We start from the raw sequence: 16029 nt of genomic DNA on the forward strand, positions 1-16029 counted from the left end.
AGAACCGTTTCAAAAAAATGATTATTTTTGAAACGGTTCTTATTTTAAACTATTGTTCGGAATAAACGCAGTACCTTGGCATAGCCAGTCGAGTAAACCCGTTGTTTTCTCTCTCGGTTTGCAGTTTATTTTACACAAACTTTATACTTGCCTTCTATGAAAAAGACTACCTGTTTACTACGCTACGGCATTCTCTTTCTTCTTTTAACAGTTTCATCGCTTATCTGTGCACAAATTCCGGCCGGATATTATTATCAAGCACACGGCAAAACCGGTGCAGAGTTGAAAACCGCCTTGCATAACATCATAAAAGAGGCTTCTATGCTCAAATATGGAAGCGGAGAGGGCGCAACTTGGGAAGGTTTTTTCTATACCGATCAAAATCCCGACGGATCGGTTTTTGACATGTACTCCAATGAGACACGATATTTCAACGGATTCAACGGTATCGACGGGATGCACATAGAACATTCTCTGCCGAATAGTTGGTGGGGAGGTATTAAGAATAACGCCTATAAAGATTTATATCATCTTTATCCGGCAGATGCAACAATGAATATGTCGAAAAGCAACAACCCTTTAGGTGAAGTCTCCGGAACTCCTATCAGAGACAACGGATTGAGCAAAATGGGGAAAAACGGTTTCGGGAACACATACACAGGCAACTGCTTCGAACCAGCAGATATTTATAAAGGGGATTTCGCCCGTTCTTATTTCTACATTGCTACGGCATACGAAGACTATGCTTCTCTCTGGAATAGCCCGATGATGCAAAATAATACATGGCCTGTATGGCAGTCTTGGGCACTGCAACTACTGATGGAATGGAATAAAAATGATCTCAAAAGCGCTCGGGAAGAAGAGAGAGCAGAAGCTGTTTACAAAATTCAGGGTAACCGTAATCCTTTTATAGATTATCCCGATTTAGTGGATTATATATGGGGAGACAAAACATCTACTCCCTACCCTTTTCCGGATGAAACAGAACCTTTTCTAATATCTCCGAGAAACAATAAAACATTAGATTTCGGCATTCTGCTACAAGGCGACAATAAAACTATCGATCTTGATATTCAAGGAAAGAATTTGACCGAGACCCTGAATCTTTATTGGAAAACCGGAGGAGAAAATTCCGGATTAAGCCTTTCTCAAGAATCGGTCACTGCAAATGAAGCTATAAATGGCAAAACGATTCATATCTGTTATATGCCTCAAACATCAGGAACGGGTATCGACACGTTAGTAATAAAAGGCGGCGGACTGACAGACTCGGTAATCGTAAAAGTATCACGAGGTGCAACAGAAGATTTTATGGCACTCCCGGCTACAGAAACGACTTCTACACAATCTACATTGCGATGGATTCGCCACCCGCAAGCAACAGGCTACCGGATCGATCTTTATTCAGGAGACCAACAGGCCGGAGATCTGATTATATCATCCTATATCGAAGGAAGTAAAGGATACGACAAAGCCATCGAAATTTATAACGGCACAGGAAAAGACATCGATCTCTCGAAATACAGTTTACGGAAACAGACAAACGGAAGCGGAAGTTTCGGAACGGAACTTTCTCTAAAAAATGATGAGCATCCCATACTTGCTGACGGTGAAAACTTTTTGATTGTATCAGGGGACTGTACGAACGAAGCTCTAATAAACAGGGCACAAATGATTGCTCCGGCAGAAAAAGAAAAATCTCTCATGTCTTTTAACGGAGATGATGCAATCGGATTGTATCATAACGGCATCCAAATAGACGTTATCGGAGATGTAGATACGGGAAAAGGCGCAACCTGGGGAGTAAATGTTACTTATATGCGAAAAACGGAAGTAACTCATCCTACCACCGTATGCGATTGGTCGGAATGGGTAAATTTAGGTCAAGATGTTATTGACCGAACCGGAACTTTCACCATGCAGTTCGCTCCCGAAAGTCAGTATGTTTTCGAAGATAAAGAAGTCGGAGAACAAACGGAATATCAGGTTTCCGGCCTAATGCCCAACCACCGTTACACTTATCGTGTCACCGCACTGTCCGCACAAGGAGAGATTGAGGCTGTTAACACGATGGGTATTAAAACTTCTCCATTAGAATCGCCAGAAGTATTGGATGCAACAGAAATAACAGAAAACTCTTTTGTCGCCAATTGGGACATAGTTTCCGGTGCTGAACATTACCTGATCGATCTGTACACCCTCATAGGAGATGAGGAAGTAGAAATATTTGAGACATTTACAAATGTAAAAGACGGAAAACCCCTGCCCGAAGGCTGGACAGGAAACGCATCGGGACATTACGAATCCAGTACAAATTCCAAAGAACCCAATTCATTAGCATTCAAACCGGAAAAAGGAGAAGAAGAATACATACAAACTTGTGACTATCCTGCACCTGTAACAGAACTCTCATTCTGGTACAAATTCGTTTCAGGAGGCATAGGTTCGACATTCAAAATAGAAAAGAAAAGCAATGGGATATGGAGTGAGATAGACATTATAGAATTTGTAAATAGCGCTCAAACAGCAAGCTACTCATTCACAAAAGATGAAAATATTACGGCATTCAGATTTACTTATCACAAAGAAAAAGGGAATTTTGCTCTTGATAATGTATCTGTAACATACGGAGGCACAAAGCCTGAATACATCGTACAAGATAAAATCGTAACAGGACTCAGTTGCAAATTCGAAAACCTGAAAAAAGATACAGAATACTATTATCAGGTTCGATCGGCAATCGGAGATATCCTTTCTGAACAATCGGAACGAGTAGCTGTAAAAACCTCCGGGAATACAGGTTCTATTGAGAAAAACGAACAGAACGGATTAATTTTTTGTTCAACAAATAGCGGCTTCAGAATTTTAGGGTTACAAGGAAACGAAACCGTTTCGGTATATACACCATCCGGAACGAGCATATTCGAAACCCGAGCAAACTCTGCCGTCATTGAGATTCCTGCCTCCTCACGAGGAATATATATCATCGGAATAAAGTCCTCGTCAGGATATAAGACGATGAAAGTTATTCGGTAACATCTCTAAAAACTCTTATATATCCGAATGTGTGAGAGACATTTTGTGTCAAAGAAGAAATAATATGGATTATTTTTTTTAAGTTTGCCATTAATGATAAAAGAGCTTTAAAAAATATGGGGGAGTCCAGTAATAATATAGAAATACAGGAAGATAATCTAATAGAGCAGGAGTTTCAAGCATTATTGACAGACTATTTGCATTCGAACCACCGAAAAAAGGTGGATATTATCGAACGGGCATTCCGATTTGCCAAAGATGCTCATCAAGGAATTCGACGACGTTCAGGCGAACCGTATATACTGCATCCGATTGCCGTAGCGCGCATCGTGTGTCAAGAAATAGGATTAGGTTCTACATCTATTTGTTCGGCTCTTCTCCATGATGTCGTAGAAGACACGGAATATACGGTAGAAGATATAGAAAATCTGTTCGGGAAAAAGATTGCCATGATCGTAGCGGGACTGACGAAAATTTCCGGAGGGATTTTCGGTGACCAGGCTTCTGCTCAAGCAGAGAATTTCAGAAAACTGTTATTGACAATGTCCGAAGATATTCGGGTCATTTTGATAAAAATGGCAGACCGTTTGCACAATATGCGGACATTAGGATCTATGGCACCCAGTAAACAATATAAAATTGCCGGAGAAACACTCTATATTTATGCACCGCTTGCCCATCGGTTGGGGTTATTTGCAATCAAAACAGAATTGGAAGATCTCAGTTTTAAATACGAACATCCGGATGCGTATAAAGAGATCAGTCAGAAAATCGCGGACAGCGAAATAAAACGTCAAGCTGCTTACGAGGATTTTTCAGCTCCTATTACAGAAAAATTACACGAAATGGGTGTAAAATTTGAGATGAAAGCCCGTGTAAAATCAGTCTATTCGATCTGGAATAAAATGCAAACCAAGAATATCCCGTTCGAAGAGGTATATGATCTTTTTGCCGTACGTATTATTTTTGATCCGGAACGGGAAGAAGACGAAAAAAAAGAGTGTTGGAACATATATTCCATTATAACCGACATTTACAAAGTACATCCGGAACGCATCCGCGATTGGGTGAGTCGTCCCAAGGCAAATGGCTACCGGGCATTGCACGTCACAGTCATGGGTCCTGACGGTAACTGGACAGAAGTGCAGATACGAAGCCGGAAAATGGACGAAATAGCAGAAAGAGGATTCGCTGCACATTGGAAATATAAAGTAGGAAATACAGATGAAGAATCGGAACTGGATATTTGGCTAAAAACGATTAAGGAGATTCTCGAAAACCCAGAGCCGAATGCTCTTGATTTTTTGGACACGATAAAATTAAACCTGTTTGCATCGGAAATTTTTGTATTTACCCCCAAAGGGGAATTGAAAACACTTCCTAAAGATGCCACAGCTCTCGATTTTGCATTTACATTGCACTCTGATATGGGTTACCATTGTATTGCAGCAAAGGTAAATCACAAGTTGGTGCCTCTATCCCAAAAACTCCAGAGTGGAGATCAAGTGGAAATACTGACGTCCAAAACCCAAACTCCAAAAGAAGAGTGGATACATTTCATTACTACGGCAAAGGCAAAAACCCGATTACAAGCAGCTTTGCGAAAAGACAAAAAACAAATTGCAGCCAAAGGAGAAAATATTTTCAATAATTTCCTTGAAGAAAACGGATTAGCCAAAAACGACTTAAGTATAGTCGATAAAATATTGAACCACTTCGGTATAGACAAAAAAGAAGAACTGTTTTATCAACTCGGAAGCAACAATATCTCCTTAGACGAATCGGTTAAGAAACTCTTTAAAAATAAGAGTCAAAACGTATTTATGAAATACTTGAAGATGCCGTTCGGGGGGAATAACAAATCTGCACCCGTTCCCGTAAAACCAGAATCGGTTGCAGCTCCAGACCGGAAAATAGACCGGAAAGCAACTTATATTTTACGAGACGACGGAAAAGAAAAGAACTATACCATCGCTCCTTGTTGCTGTCCTATTCCCGGAGATGACGTATTAGGATATATCAATGAAGACGAAACGGTTGTCGTACACAAACGCTCATGCCCTATCGCCATGAAGCTAAAAAGCAGTTTCGGTCCGCGACTTGTTTCTACACAATGGGACGAACGTATCGACGAATCTTTCCCCGCAACAATCGAAATTAAAGGAATCGACGGGGTCGGGGTTCTTAATCACATTACTAAAGTCATTTCGGAAGATCTGGCAATCAACATCCGGAACTTGTCCATCGAAAGTAACGACGGACTATTTACAGGTAAATTAGGCATCATGGTACATGACGTGCAAGATATAGAGAAACTATGTAACAATATAAAAAAAGTCAAGGAAGTCAAGTCGGCTGTTCGAGTTAAAAACATATAATCATTGCAGAATATGAAACGGGAAACTGTAAAATCATTTTTTGGTAAAACGCTTATATTTCAAATCTTGTTTTTTGTTGCAGCGCTTTTTCTGACAATATATTTCTTTCCTCGCGAAGAGAAATTCCGTTATCATTTCCAAGAAGGAAAACCCTGGAAATACGGTTTATTAACAGCTTCTTTCGACTTTCCTATTTACAAAAGCCAAGAACAGATAAAAAAAGAACAAGACAGCATTCTACAACAATTTCAACCTTTCTATGTCGAAAACGCATCGATCGGGAAACAACAGATAGCAAAATTTCAACAAGCATATAAAAACGACTTGAAAGACCGATTACCTCATCATCTTTATAACTATACGATAACCGCTTTAGACAATATATATAAACAAGGGATCATTTCATCCGGAGAATATGATAAGCTACAAAAAGAACATATCGAGAACATCCGCATACTCAATAACAATATTGCCCGTGAATATCAGGTCAGTCAGTTACGTTCACCTCGTACTGCTTACGAGCAGATTATAAATAGTCTTCCGGACGAGGCAAGCAAAGACCTTTTACGCACCTGCAATCTCAATACCTACTTAGTCGAGAACATGGTTTTCGATAGTACTACGACAAAAAAAATAAGATACGAGCTTTTACAACGGATATCGGCATCCTCCGGTATCGTACAAGCCGGTGAAAGAATTATTGACCGGGGCGAAATCGTCTCTCCTCATACCTATCAGATTTTAAAATCATTGGAAACGGTAACCCTCAAGAAAAAAATCAATATGGACAGGAGAGAGACGACTCTGATCGGACAAGCTATCGTTATTACCTGTCTGTTCACTTTCTTTTATCTATTTTTAGCTCTTTTCCGTTCCCGGATTTTCAAAGATATAAGAAGTTTGGGATTCCTGATGTTGATGATCGTATGTGTAACCTTGGCAGCATACATGATGACGCAAACCAGACTACAAGGCATATATCTCGTCCCGTTTGCCATGTTACCGCTCACAGTCGTTACATTCCTCGATTCGCGAACAGCATTATATGCGCATCTGGTCACTGTCCTATTATGCGCATTCGCAGCACCGTTCCCATTAGAATTCATATTCTTGCAAATCATAGTGGGTATGACAGCAATAGACAGTCTCAGCGAATTAGTAAAAAGATCTCAATTGGTGCGTTGTGCTATACTCGTATTCATAGCTTACTGTGTAAGTTATGTAGGTTATACATTACTTACCGAAGGGGATTGGAGTAAACTCAATCCGAACATGTTCCTTTATTTTGGTATAAACGGAGTATTATTGCTATTTGCATATCTTCTGATTTATTTGCTCGAAAAGACATTCGGTTTCATTTCTAACGTTACCTTAGTAGAATTGTCCGACATTAATTCTCCGGTACTCAGGCAACTCTCTGAAATCTGTCCCGGGACATTCCAACACTCCATGCAGATTTCAAATTTGGCGGCCGAAGCAGCGAACAAAATAGGGGCAAATGCTCAATTGGTAAGAACCGGCGCTTTATACCATGATATAGGAAAACTTGCAAATCCGGCATTCTTTACAGAAAATCAATCTGGAGTAAATCCTCATCATAATCTCTCATACGAACAAAGTGCCCAAATTATCATACAACATGTGAAAGACGGGATCAAAATGGCAGACAAACTGATGCTTCCTCAAGCCATCAAAGATTTTATCAGCACACATCACGGAAAAAGTAAAACCAAATATTTTTATAATTCATATAAAAACGAATTTCCGGATTTCAAAATCAACGAAGACTCTTTTACTTATCCCGGACCGAATCCTTTTACTAAAGAAACAGGCATATTGATGATGGCGGATGCTGTCGAAGCAGCTTCCCGCAGTTTGAAAGAATATACCGAAGAGTCGATTTCAAAATTGGTAAACAATATTATAGATAGTCAGATTGCAGATGGTCTTTTCAAGAATACACCTTTAAGTTTCAGAGATGTAGAAACTATAAAAAACGTATTTATCGAGAAATTGAAAACAATGTATCATACACGCATCAGCTACCCTGAATTAAAAGAAGATCCGCATCGGAAGCCGGATCAAACCAAACAACAATAAGAGAATTTACCCAAAGGATAAAGTAAAAATAATAACTTGTAATTTCAAAAACACATTCCATATCAAATTTCTATCTTGACAGAATAAAAATAAAAAATATGTAGGTAGATAAAGAAAATTTGTGTAATATTGCACTGTCAAAATAAATTGAAGCAGAGATAGAATGAAACAGTTCCTGCAATATTGTTTTATATATACTACTATTACAACAACCACCCCTTAGGGGGTTTAAGTTGTCATATCCATCCTTTTGGTTCATAAATACCGATTATATGAACCTATTCCATTGAAAATAAATTTATAAATTTGACCTTGTTCCGTTAATCAATACCGCTTTTCTGTATAAAAACAGAAAAGATACATTGTGCCGGACAAAAAATAAAAAAGATATATTTACAACTGATGAAAGTATTAAAATTCGGAGGAACATCCGTAGGTTCCGTAGAAAGCATCAAAAACGTAAAGAAAATAGTAGAAGCCTGTGATGAACCAGTAATAGTAGTAGTATCCGCTTTAGGTGGTATTACCGATAAACTGATAGAGACCGCTCGTTTAGCAGGAACTGGAGATAGTGAATATCTAACTCATTTTAAAGGAATTATCCACAGGCATCATAACGTTATCGACGGGATCGTTCCGGAAAAACGTAAACAAGAAGTGCTCCAAATCGTAAACGAATTATTAGACGAGCTCGGTAATATATTTCGGGGAGTATCGCTTATCAAAGACTTATCTGCCAAAACCCAAAATACCATAGTCAGTTACGGAGAACGGATATCATCTGTGATTGTCAGCCGAGTGATTAACGATGCCGTACATTATGATTCACGGGAATTTATTAAAACAGAAGTCCAGTTCAACAAAAATATAGTTGATTTTGATCTAACAAATGAACTGGTTAGGAAAACATTCAAAGAACTGCCGAAAGTCTCCTTAGTTCCGGGATTTATCTCTTCCGATAAAAAAAATAACGATGTAACCAATCTCGGAAGAGGTGGTTCAGATTACACTGCAGCGATCCTCGCAGCGGCATTAGGAGCATCGCGTCTGGAAATATGGACGGATGTCGATGGGTTCATGACCGCCGATCCCCGAGTTATCAGCAACACTTATGTTATAGAACACCTGTCGTTTATCGAAGCGATGGAGTTATGTAATTTCGGGGCAAAAGTTATTTATCCTCCGACCATTTATCCGGTCTACCATAAAAATATACCTATCGTTATTAAAAACACTTTCAACCCGGAAGCTCAGGGAACATTAATAACTCAAGATTCTGCATCAGGCGAAGGAAAGGCAATTAAAGGAATATCGTCGATCAACGATACCTGCTTAATTACCGTTACCGGACTTGGAATGGTAGGTGTTATTGGTATTAACTACCGTATATTCAAGGCCCTTGCCAAATCAGGAGTAAGCGTATTTCTCGTATCTCAGGCATCCTCTGAGAATAACACTTCTTTCGCTGTAAAAAATGCAGATGCAGATTTGGCGGTAAAAGTTCTCACCGAAGAGTTTGCTCAAGAAATTGAAATGGGTGAGATCAGCGAAATCAGTGCAGAGAAAGATCTCGCCACAGTAGCCATTGTAGGTGAAAATATGAAACACACTCCGGGTATTGCCGGGAAACTCTTCAACACTTTAGGACGTAACGGTATCAATGTCATCGCATGTGCGCAAGGAGCTTCGGAAACAAATATTTCTTTTGTAATAGAACTAAACAGTTTGAGAAAAGCTCTAAACGTAATTCATGACTCGTTTTTCTTGTCTAACGTACAAGTTCTCAATCTATTTATCACCGGTATAGGATTAGTGGGAAAAGACTTGTTAGAACAAATACGCAAGCAACAGCCCAACCTGCTCAAAGACAAATCACTCCGACTGAATATCGTCGGATTGGCGAATTCAAAAAAATGCCTGTTCCGCCGGGAAGGCATTTCTCTCGACCATTATGAAGAAGAACTCAAGGCATCTCCGCTGTCGGCCAGTCCGGCAGCCATACGGGACGGTATCATTCAAATGAACATATTCAACTCGGTTTTTGTCGATTGTACTGCCAGCAATGAAATAGCAGGAATTTATAAAGATCTTCTTAATCATAATGTTTCTGTCGTTGCGGCTAATAAAATCGCCGCTTCATCGGCCTATGACAACTATGCGGAACTGAAAAGAATAGCACGCAAACGGGACGTCAAGTTTTTGTTCGAAACGAATGTCGGAGCAGGATTGCCGATTATCAATACAATCAATAACCTGATCAATAGCGGGGATAAAATTCTGAAAATCGAAGCAGTAGTTTCCGGAACATTAAACTTTATCTTCAACGTTTTAAGTGAAGATATACCTTTAAGTAAAGCTATTCGGCTGGCTCAGGAATCAGGTTACAGCGAACCTGACCCCCGACTCGACTTAAACGGACAGGATGTGGTACGAAAGCTTGTCATTTTGGCAAGAGAAGCAGGATATCGGGTAGAACAAAGCGATGTTGTAAAAAAACTGTTCATCCCCGAAGAATATTTTCAGGGCTCTCTGGATGACTTCTGGAAACAAATTCCTAAACTCGACAAAGAATTTGAAGAACGACGTAAAAAGCTGGTTTCCGAAAATAAGAGATACCGTTTTGTCGCAACTTTAGATGGAGGAAAAGTCGAAGTCGGGTTACAGGAAGTCGATAGCAAACATCCTTTTTATCAATTAGAAGGAAGCAATAACGTAATATTAATCACAACCGATCGTTACAAAGAATATCCGATGGTTATCAAAGGATACGGTGCTGGAGCTATGGTAACGGCAGCCGGTGTATTTGCCGATATTATCAGCATTGCCAACATTCGTTAGTAAAAAATATTATTATGAAGTATATAATCGTATTAGGCGACGGAATGGCTGATGAGCCAATCGCCGAATTGGGAAATAAAACACCTCTCCAAGCTGCCGACACTCCAATTATGGACTGGCTCGCTTCACATGGAAGGTGCGGTCGCTTAAATACTGTTCCCGAAGGATTCGAACCAGGAAGTGAAATCGCAAACATGTCGGTTCTCGGATATGATCTATATAAAGTCTTCGAAGGAAGAGGTTCTTTAGAAGCTGCCAGTATGGGAGTAAACATCGAACCGGGAGAGATGGCTATGCGCTGTAATCTGATCTGTATAGAAAACGGAGTTATCAAGAATCACTCGGCCGGACACATTTCCAATGAAGAAGCATCTGAATTGATCAATTATCTACAAAAAGAGCTGGGAGGAAATGATGTGAATTTTTTCCCGGGAGTTTCATACCGACATCTCCTTAAATTAAAAGGCGGAGACAAACGATTAAAATGTACACCTCCGCATGACGTTCCCGGAACTCCGGCAAACGAAGTGATGATAAAAGCTCTTGTCCCGGAAGCTCAGAAAACGGCAGACCGGTTGAACGAGCTTATCGTCAAATCCCAAGAACTATTATGTAATCATCCGGTAAATCTGAAAAGAAAAGCCGAAGGTAAAGATATGGCTAACAGTATATGGCCGTGGTCACCGGGCTACAAACCGCAAATGAAACCTATAACACAGCAATACGGCTTGCGTAACGGAGTAGTTATTTCAGCAGTCGATCTGATCAAAGGCATAGGTATTTACGCCGGATTGAGATCTATTGATGTAGAAGGGGCTACCGGATTATATGATACAAACTACGAGGGAAAAACCGAAGCTGCCATAGAAGCTTTGAAAGACAATGATTTTGTATATCTGCATATCGAAGCCAGTGACGAAGCCGGACATGAGGGAAACGCCTTACTAAAGAAAAAGACTGTAGAGTTTTTAGATCATCGGGTTTTAAAGCGACTGGTAGAAGCTTCTCAAGAAATGGATGAACCCTTGACTATCGCTCTATTGCCAGATCATCCTACCCCATGTCGCATTCGCACCCACACCGCAGCCCCAGTTCCTTTTATAATTTACAAACCGGGAAAAGAACCCGACAATGTACAGACATACGATGAATTCAGTGTCGAGGAAGGATATTACGGGCTACTGAGTCAAGATGAATTTATTAAAGAATTATTCAAAAAAGATTGATCAAATGTATTATTACAGCACAAACAAACAGGCGGCTAAAGCAACTTTAGAGGAAGCGGTAATCAAAGGGTTAGCCTCCGACAAAGGTCTTTTTATGCCAGAAACTATAAAAAGGCTGCCCGATGCTTTTTACCACAATATCGGAGAAATGACTTTTCAAGAGATGTCATTTATCGTAGCAGAAGCTTTCTTCGGAGAAGATGTCGAAGCCGACATATTAAAGGAAATTGTTTATGATACACTGAATTTCGATACTCCTCTTGTTCACGTTCATGACAATATATACAGTTTAGAACTGTTTCACGGACCGACATTAGCATTTAAAGACGTCGGAGGACGTTTTATGGCACGCCTATTAGGGCATTTCATTCGCAAAAAAGGAGAAAAAGAGGTTAATGTTTTAGTCGCCACATCCGGAGATACGGGCAGTGCCGTAGCAAACGGATTCTTAGGAGTACCCGGCATACGAGTATTTGTCTTGTATCCCAAAGGAAAAGTCAGTGAAATACAAGAAAAACAGTTTACGACACTCGGCCAGAACATCACGGCTTTAGAAGTCGATGGGACATTCGATGATTGTCAATCTCTTGTGAAAGAAGCATTTATGGATAAAGAATTGAATAAGGCCCTATTGCTGACATCAGCCAATTCTATTAACGTTGCCCGCTTTCTACCGCAATCTTTTTACTATTTCTATGCTTATGCACAATTAGCCCGCATAGAAAAAAACAAAGATGTTGTCTTCTGTGTTCCCAGCGGTAATTTCGGAAATATAACAGCCGGATTATTCGCTAAAAGAATGGGGCTTCCGGTTAAACGATTTATTGCAGCAAACAATCGGAACGACATATTCTTACAATATCTCATTACCGGTAAATATGAACCTCGTCCTTCTATACCGACGATAGCCAATGCCATGGATGTCGGTAATCCCAGCAATTTCGCCAGGATATTGGATCTATACGAAAATTCCCATGAAGCTATCTGTAAAGAAATAAGCGGAGTCAGTTATACAGATGATCAGATACGCGAAACTCTTAGTGAAGTATATAAAAAGTATAATTACCTACTCGATCCTCACGGAACTTGCGGCTATCGTGCTTTAACAGAAAAGTTAGAAAATGGAGAAACCGGTATTTTCCTGGAAACAGCACACCCTGCCAAATTCTTGGAAACAGTGGAAGGAGTTATCAACACCCCTGTTAATATTCCGGATACCCTTTTAAAATTCATGCATGGGAAGAAAAAAAGTATCGAAATACCCGCCTCATTCATACCATTTAAACGATTGTTGCTCAATACAAAATAATTTATATAAACAGGTTATCAACAATTTGAAAGCAGTATGTTGATAACCTGTTTATTCATCTTTTCCATCATATCATTAAACCTTTCTCCCTAATTATTATCTAAATAAAATAAACTTCATTGGATAGCAAACATTCATACATAAAAACCTGTTCTTCTAATAAAACCCGATAATTCTATCGATATGAAAAATATAATAACAATTATAGTTTGCTTTCTAATGGGAATCGGAATGGCATCCCAATTGCATTCGAGTGAAAAAATAACCCAAAAGAAAAATCGCAAATACAATACTCCCGATTCCACCGACATGAAATATCATGCTCAAGCTCTTGCGGCATTAAAAGACAGCACTTTTGTTTTCAACACGAACCAAATCATTTTTAATAACGGAATCAGTACATCTGTAAGTTCTGTAACCAATTTTATTTCCCTAAATAAAAATCGGGTAGTCATACAAATAGCATTTGATATTCCATATATAGGATATAACGGTTTAGGAGGCATTACGGTAGAAGGACATATCTCGACCGTTAAAATGAGAACGGACAAAAAGGGTTTCACCCGTTATGAATTTTATGCAAACGGAACAGGTATTTCTGCCAGAGTCGAATTGACTTTACACCCGACAAATAACTCTGCAACAGCAATTATTTCTCCGAATTTCAACAGCAAACAATTAAATTTGAACGGAAGCATATCTCCTATGAACAAAGCCTATATTTATAAAGGAACGTCTCTATAACTGCAAAAACTTCGGAACAATTTCTTCCCAAAACAATTAAAATGAGAAATACGCTCCAAATTTCTTATTTTATGACACATTTACACCTTAGTGTATGCTATTCTTTCTGTATTTTTGTAATATAAACTTTAACCTCCTAACAAAATACGATGAAAGAGAAAATATTTTTTTTGATATGCTTTCTATGCATATCATGTATGACAAAAGCCGAAAGCAAACAAGTAATCAAAATCAGTACGGACGACATAGACTTAATTTATAAAGTCGGAGAGAACAATCGTCTCTACCAAAGTTATCTGGGAAAGAAGTTACTTCATACATCCGATATTGCCTATTTGCCACAAGGCACAGAAGCTTATCTTACACACGGCATGGAAGACTACTTCGAGCCGGCAATTCATGTAGTTCATAATGACGGAAATCCTTCTTTACTACTAAAATATATATCCCATACCGAAAAACAACTTTCACCGGGCGTAAATGAAACAATTATCACCTTGCAAGACGATAAATATCCCGTCACGGTAAAACTGCACTATATAACTTATCAAAAAGAGAACCTGATTAAAACATTTGCAGAGATCAGTCATCAAGAAAAGAAACCGGTAAAGCTACACAAATATGCGTCTTCAATGCTGCACTTGAATCGAAATAGATATTTCCTGACTGAATTTTCAGGAGATTGGGCAAGTGAAGTACACATGAAAGAACAACCTCTGGAATTCGGGAAAAAAATACTCGACTCCAAATTAGGGTCTCGCTCCAACATGTTTTGCTCTCCTTTCTTCCAGCTCTCTTTAGACGGGAAAGCAGAAGAAAACCAAGGAGAAATACTGGTCGGCACATTAGGATGGACCGGAAATTTCCGCTTTACATTCGAAATAGATAATAAAAATGAATTACGTGTCATATCGGGAATCAATCCGTACGCATCAGAATATAGCTTGAAACCGAACGAAATTTTCCGTACTCCGGATTTTTATTTCACCTATAGTTTTTCAGGTAAAGGTCAAGCCAGCCGAAATTTTCATGACTGGGCACGAAAATATCAGGTCAAAGACGGAGAAAAAAGCCGTATGACCTTATTAAACAACTGGGAAGCCACATACTTCGATTTCAATGAAGAAAAACTCGTAGAATTAATGGATGACGCTGTAGAATTGGGTGTAGATATGTTTTTGCTCGATGATGGTTGGTTTGCTAATAAATACCCGCGTAGCAGCGATCACCAAGGTTTGGGAGACTGGGAAGAAACGTCAGACAAGCTTCCCAACGGTATCGGATACTTGACAGAAACCGCAAAGAAAAAAGGAATTAAATTCGGTTTATGGATCGAGCCGGAAATGGTGAATCCCAAAAGCGAACTATATGAAAAACATAAAGACTGGGTTATCCATTTACCTAACCGTGATGAATATTATTTCCGTAATCAATTAGTATTGGATTTAAGTAATCCGAAAGTACAAGATCATGTTTTTAATGTAGTCGACAATTTAATGACCAAATACCCTGATATTGCTTTCTTCAAATGGGATTGTAACAGTCCGATTACCAACATTTATTCTGTTTATCTTAAGGACAAGCAATCTCATTTATATATTGATTATGTCCGAGGACTCTACAACGTACTGGATCGAATAAAAAACAAATATCCCGATCTGCCGATGATGCTTTGTTCCGGAGGAGGAGGACGATCGGATTATGAAGCTTTACAATATTTTACGGAATTCTGGGCAAGCGATAATACCGATCCGATAGAAAGACTATTCATTCAATGGGGATTCTCTCAAATTTTTCCGTCAAAGGTCATGTGTGCACATGTCACCACATGGAATAAAAATAGCAGTATAAAATTCCGGACAGATGTTGCCATGATGTGTAAACTCGGCTTCGACATAAAATTAACGGATATGAACGAGAATGAAAAATCCTATTGTCAATCGGCAGTAAAGAATTATAATCGATTAAAACCCATTATTTTAGATGGAGACATGTATCGTTTGGTATCTCCTTACGATGGGAATCATACCTCAACTATGTATGCAAGCAAAGATAACAATAAAGCCGTAATTTTTGCATTCGATATACACCCCCGCTATGCCGAAAAAACATTGCCTGTACGCCTGCAAGGATTAGATCCGAATAAAATGTACCGTGTAAAAGAAATCAATCTGATGCCGGGAATGAACTCTTCCTTACCGGATAACGGGAAACTTTTATCCGGAGATTTCTTAATGACTGTCGGATTAAATCTATTTACCGCACAGCAACTTAACAGTCGTGTAATCGAAGTTTCAGCGGATAACTAATTTAAAGAATATACTCAATCAAATAAAAAAACTTCCATAAAAAGAAAAAAGCTGCCTCATTTCCTATTTTGAGGCAGCTTTTTTGTATC

The 16029-nt window shown here is 39.1% G+C and carries 8 protein-coding genes; all 8 read left to right on the forward strand.

Annotated features, from left to right (window positions below; genetic code table 11):
• Nucleotides 1-156: 156 nt before the first annotated feature.
• The 8 genes from QUE35_RS06605 (at nucleotide 157) to QUE35_RS06640 (ending at nucleotide 15940) form a co-directional block, all read left to right on the forward strand.
• Nucleotides 157-3036: an endonuclease gene (locus QUE35_RS06605; RefSeq protein ID WP_009318643.1), complete on the forward strand. Its 2880-nt coding sequence runs from the start codon at nucleotides 157-159 to the stop codon at nucleotides 3034-3036.
• A gap of 116 nt (nucleotides 3037-3152) precedes the next feature.
• Nucleotides 3153-5414: a RelA/SpoT family protein gene (locus tag QUE35_RS06610; protein WP_022600399.1), complete on the forward strand. Its 2262-nt coding sequence runs from the start codon at nucleotides 3153-3155 to the stop codon at nucleotides 5412-5414.
• 12 nt (nucleotides 5415-5426) lie between these two features.
• Nucleotides 5427-7514 carry an HD family phosphohydrolase gene (locus tag QUE35_RS06615; RefSeq protein ID WP_009318641.1) on the forward strand — a complete coding sequence of 696 codons (2088 nt, stop codon included), beginning with the start codon at nucleotides 5427-5429 and terminating at the stop codon, nucleotides 7512-7514.
• A 402-nt stretch (nucleotides 7515-7916) separates the two neighbouring features.
• Complete coding sequence (thrA, locus tag QUE35_RS06620) at nucleotides 7917-10352, forward strand: bifunctional aspartate kinase/homoserine dehydrogenase I (protein ID WP_022600397.1); 2436 nt, start codon at nucleotides 7917-7919, stop codon at nucleotides 10350-10352.
• A gap of 14 nt (nucleotides 10353-10366) precedes the next feature.
• Nucleotides 10367-11578, forward strand: coding sequence for a cofactor-independent phosphoglycerate mutase (locus tag QUE35_RS06625; protein ID WP_022600395.1), 1212 nt, complete (start codon nucleotides 10367-10369; stop codon nucleotides 11576-11578).
• Between the two features lie 4 nt (nucleotides 11579-11582).
• Complete coding sequence (gene thrC / locus QUE35_RS06630; RefSeq protein WP_022389567.1) at nucleotides 11583-12887, forward strand: threonine synthase; 1305 nt, start codon at nucleotides 11583-11585, stop codon at nucleotides 12885-12887.
• Nucleotides 12888-13070: 183 nt separating this feature from the next.
• The gene (locus QUE35_RS06635; protein WP_009318636.1) at nucleotides 13071-13631 is read left to right on the forward strand and encodes a DUF4251 domain-containing protein; all 561 of its coding nucleotides are present in this window, start codon (nucleotides 13071-13073) and stop codon (nucleotides 13629-13631) included.
• 149 nt (nucleotides 13632-13780) lie between these two features.
• Complete coding sequence (locus tag QUE35_RS06640; RefSeq protein ID WP_022600390.1) at nucleotides 13781-15940, forward strand: alpha-galactosidase; 2160 nt, start codon at nucleotides 13781-13783, stop codon at nucleotides 15938-15940.
• Nucleotides 15941-16029: the final 89 nt, after the last annotated feature.

This window comes from Coprobacter fastidiosus, from assembly GCF_030296935.1.
GTDB lineage: Bacteria > Bacteroidota > Bacteroidia > Bacteroidales > Coprobacteraceae > Coprobacter > Coprobacter fastidiosus.

Bases quoted from the DNA above. Each gene is read 5' to 3' on its own strand.
- QUE35_RS06605 (WP_009318643.1), top strand. From the start codon at position 157: ATGAAAAAGACTACCTGTTTACTACGCTACGGCATTCTCTTTCTTCTT.
- QUE35_RS06610 (WP_022600399.1), top strand. From the start codon at position 3,153: ATGGGGGAGTCCAGTAATAATATAGAAATACAGGAAGATAATCTAATA.
- QUE35_RS06615 (WP_009318641.1), top strand. From the start codon at position 5,427: ATGAAACGGGAAACTGTAAAATCATTTTTTGGTAAAACGCTTATATTT.
- thrA (WP_022600397.1), top strand. From the start codon at position 7,917: ATGAAAGTATTAAAATTCGGAGGAACATCCGTAGGTTCCGTAGAAAGC.
- QUE35_RS06625 (WP_022600395.1), top strand. From the start codon at position 10,367: ATGAAGTATATAATCGTATTAGGCGACGGAATGGCTGATGAGCCAATC.
- thrC (WP_022389567.1), top strand. From the start codon at position 11,583: ATGTATTATTACAGCACAAACAAACAGGCGGCTAAAGCAACTTTAGAG.
- QUE35_RS06635 (WP_009318636.1), top strand. From the start codon at position 13,071: ATGAAAAATATAATAACAATTATAGTTTGCTTTCTAATGGGAATCGGA.
- QUE35_RS06640 (WP_022600390.1), top strand. From the start codon at position 13,781: ATGAAAGAGAAAATATTTTTTTTGATATGCTTTCTATGCATATCATGT.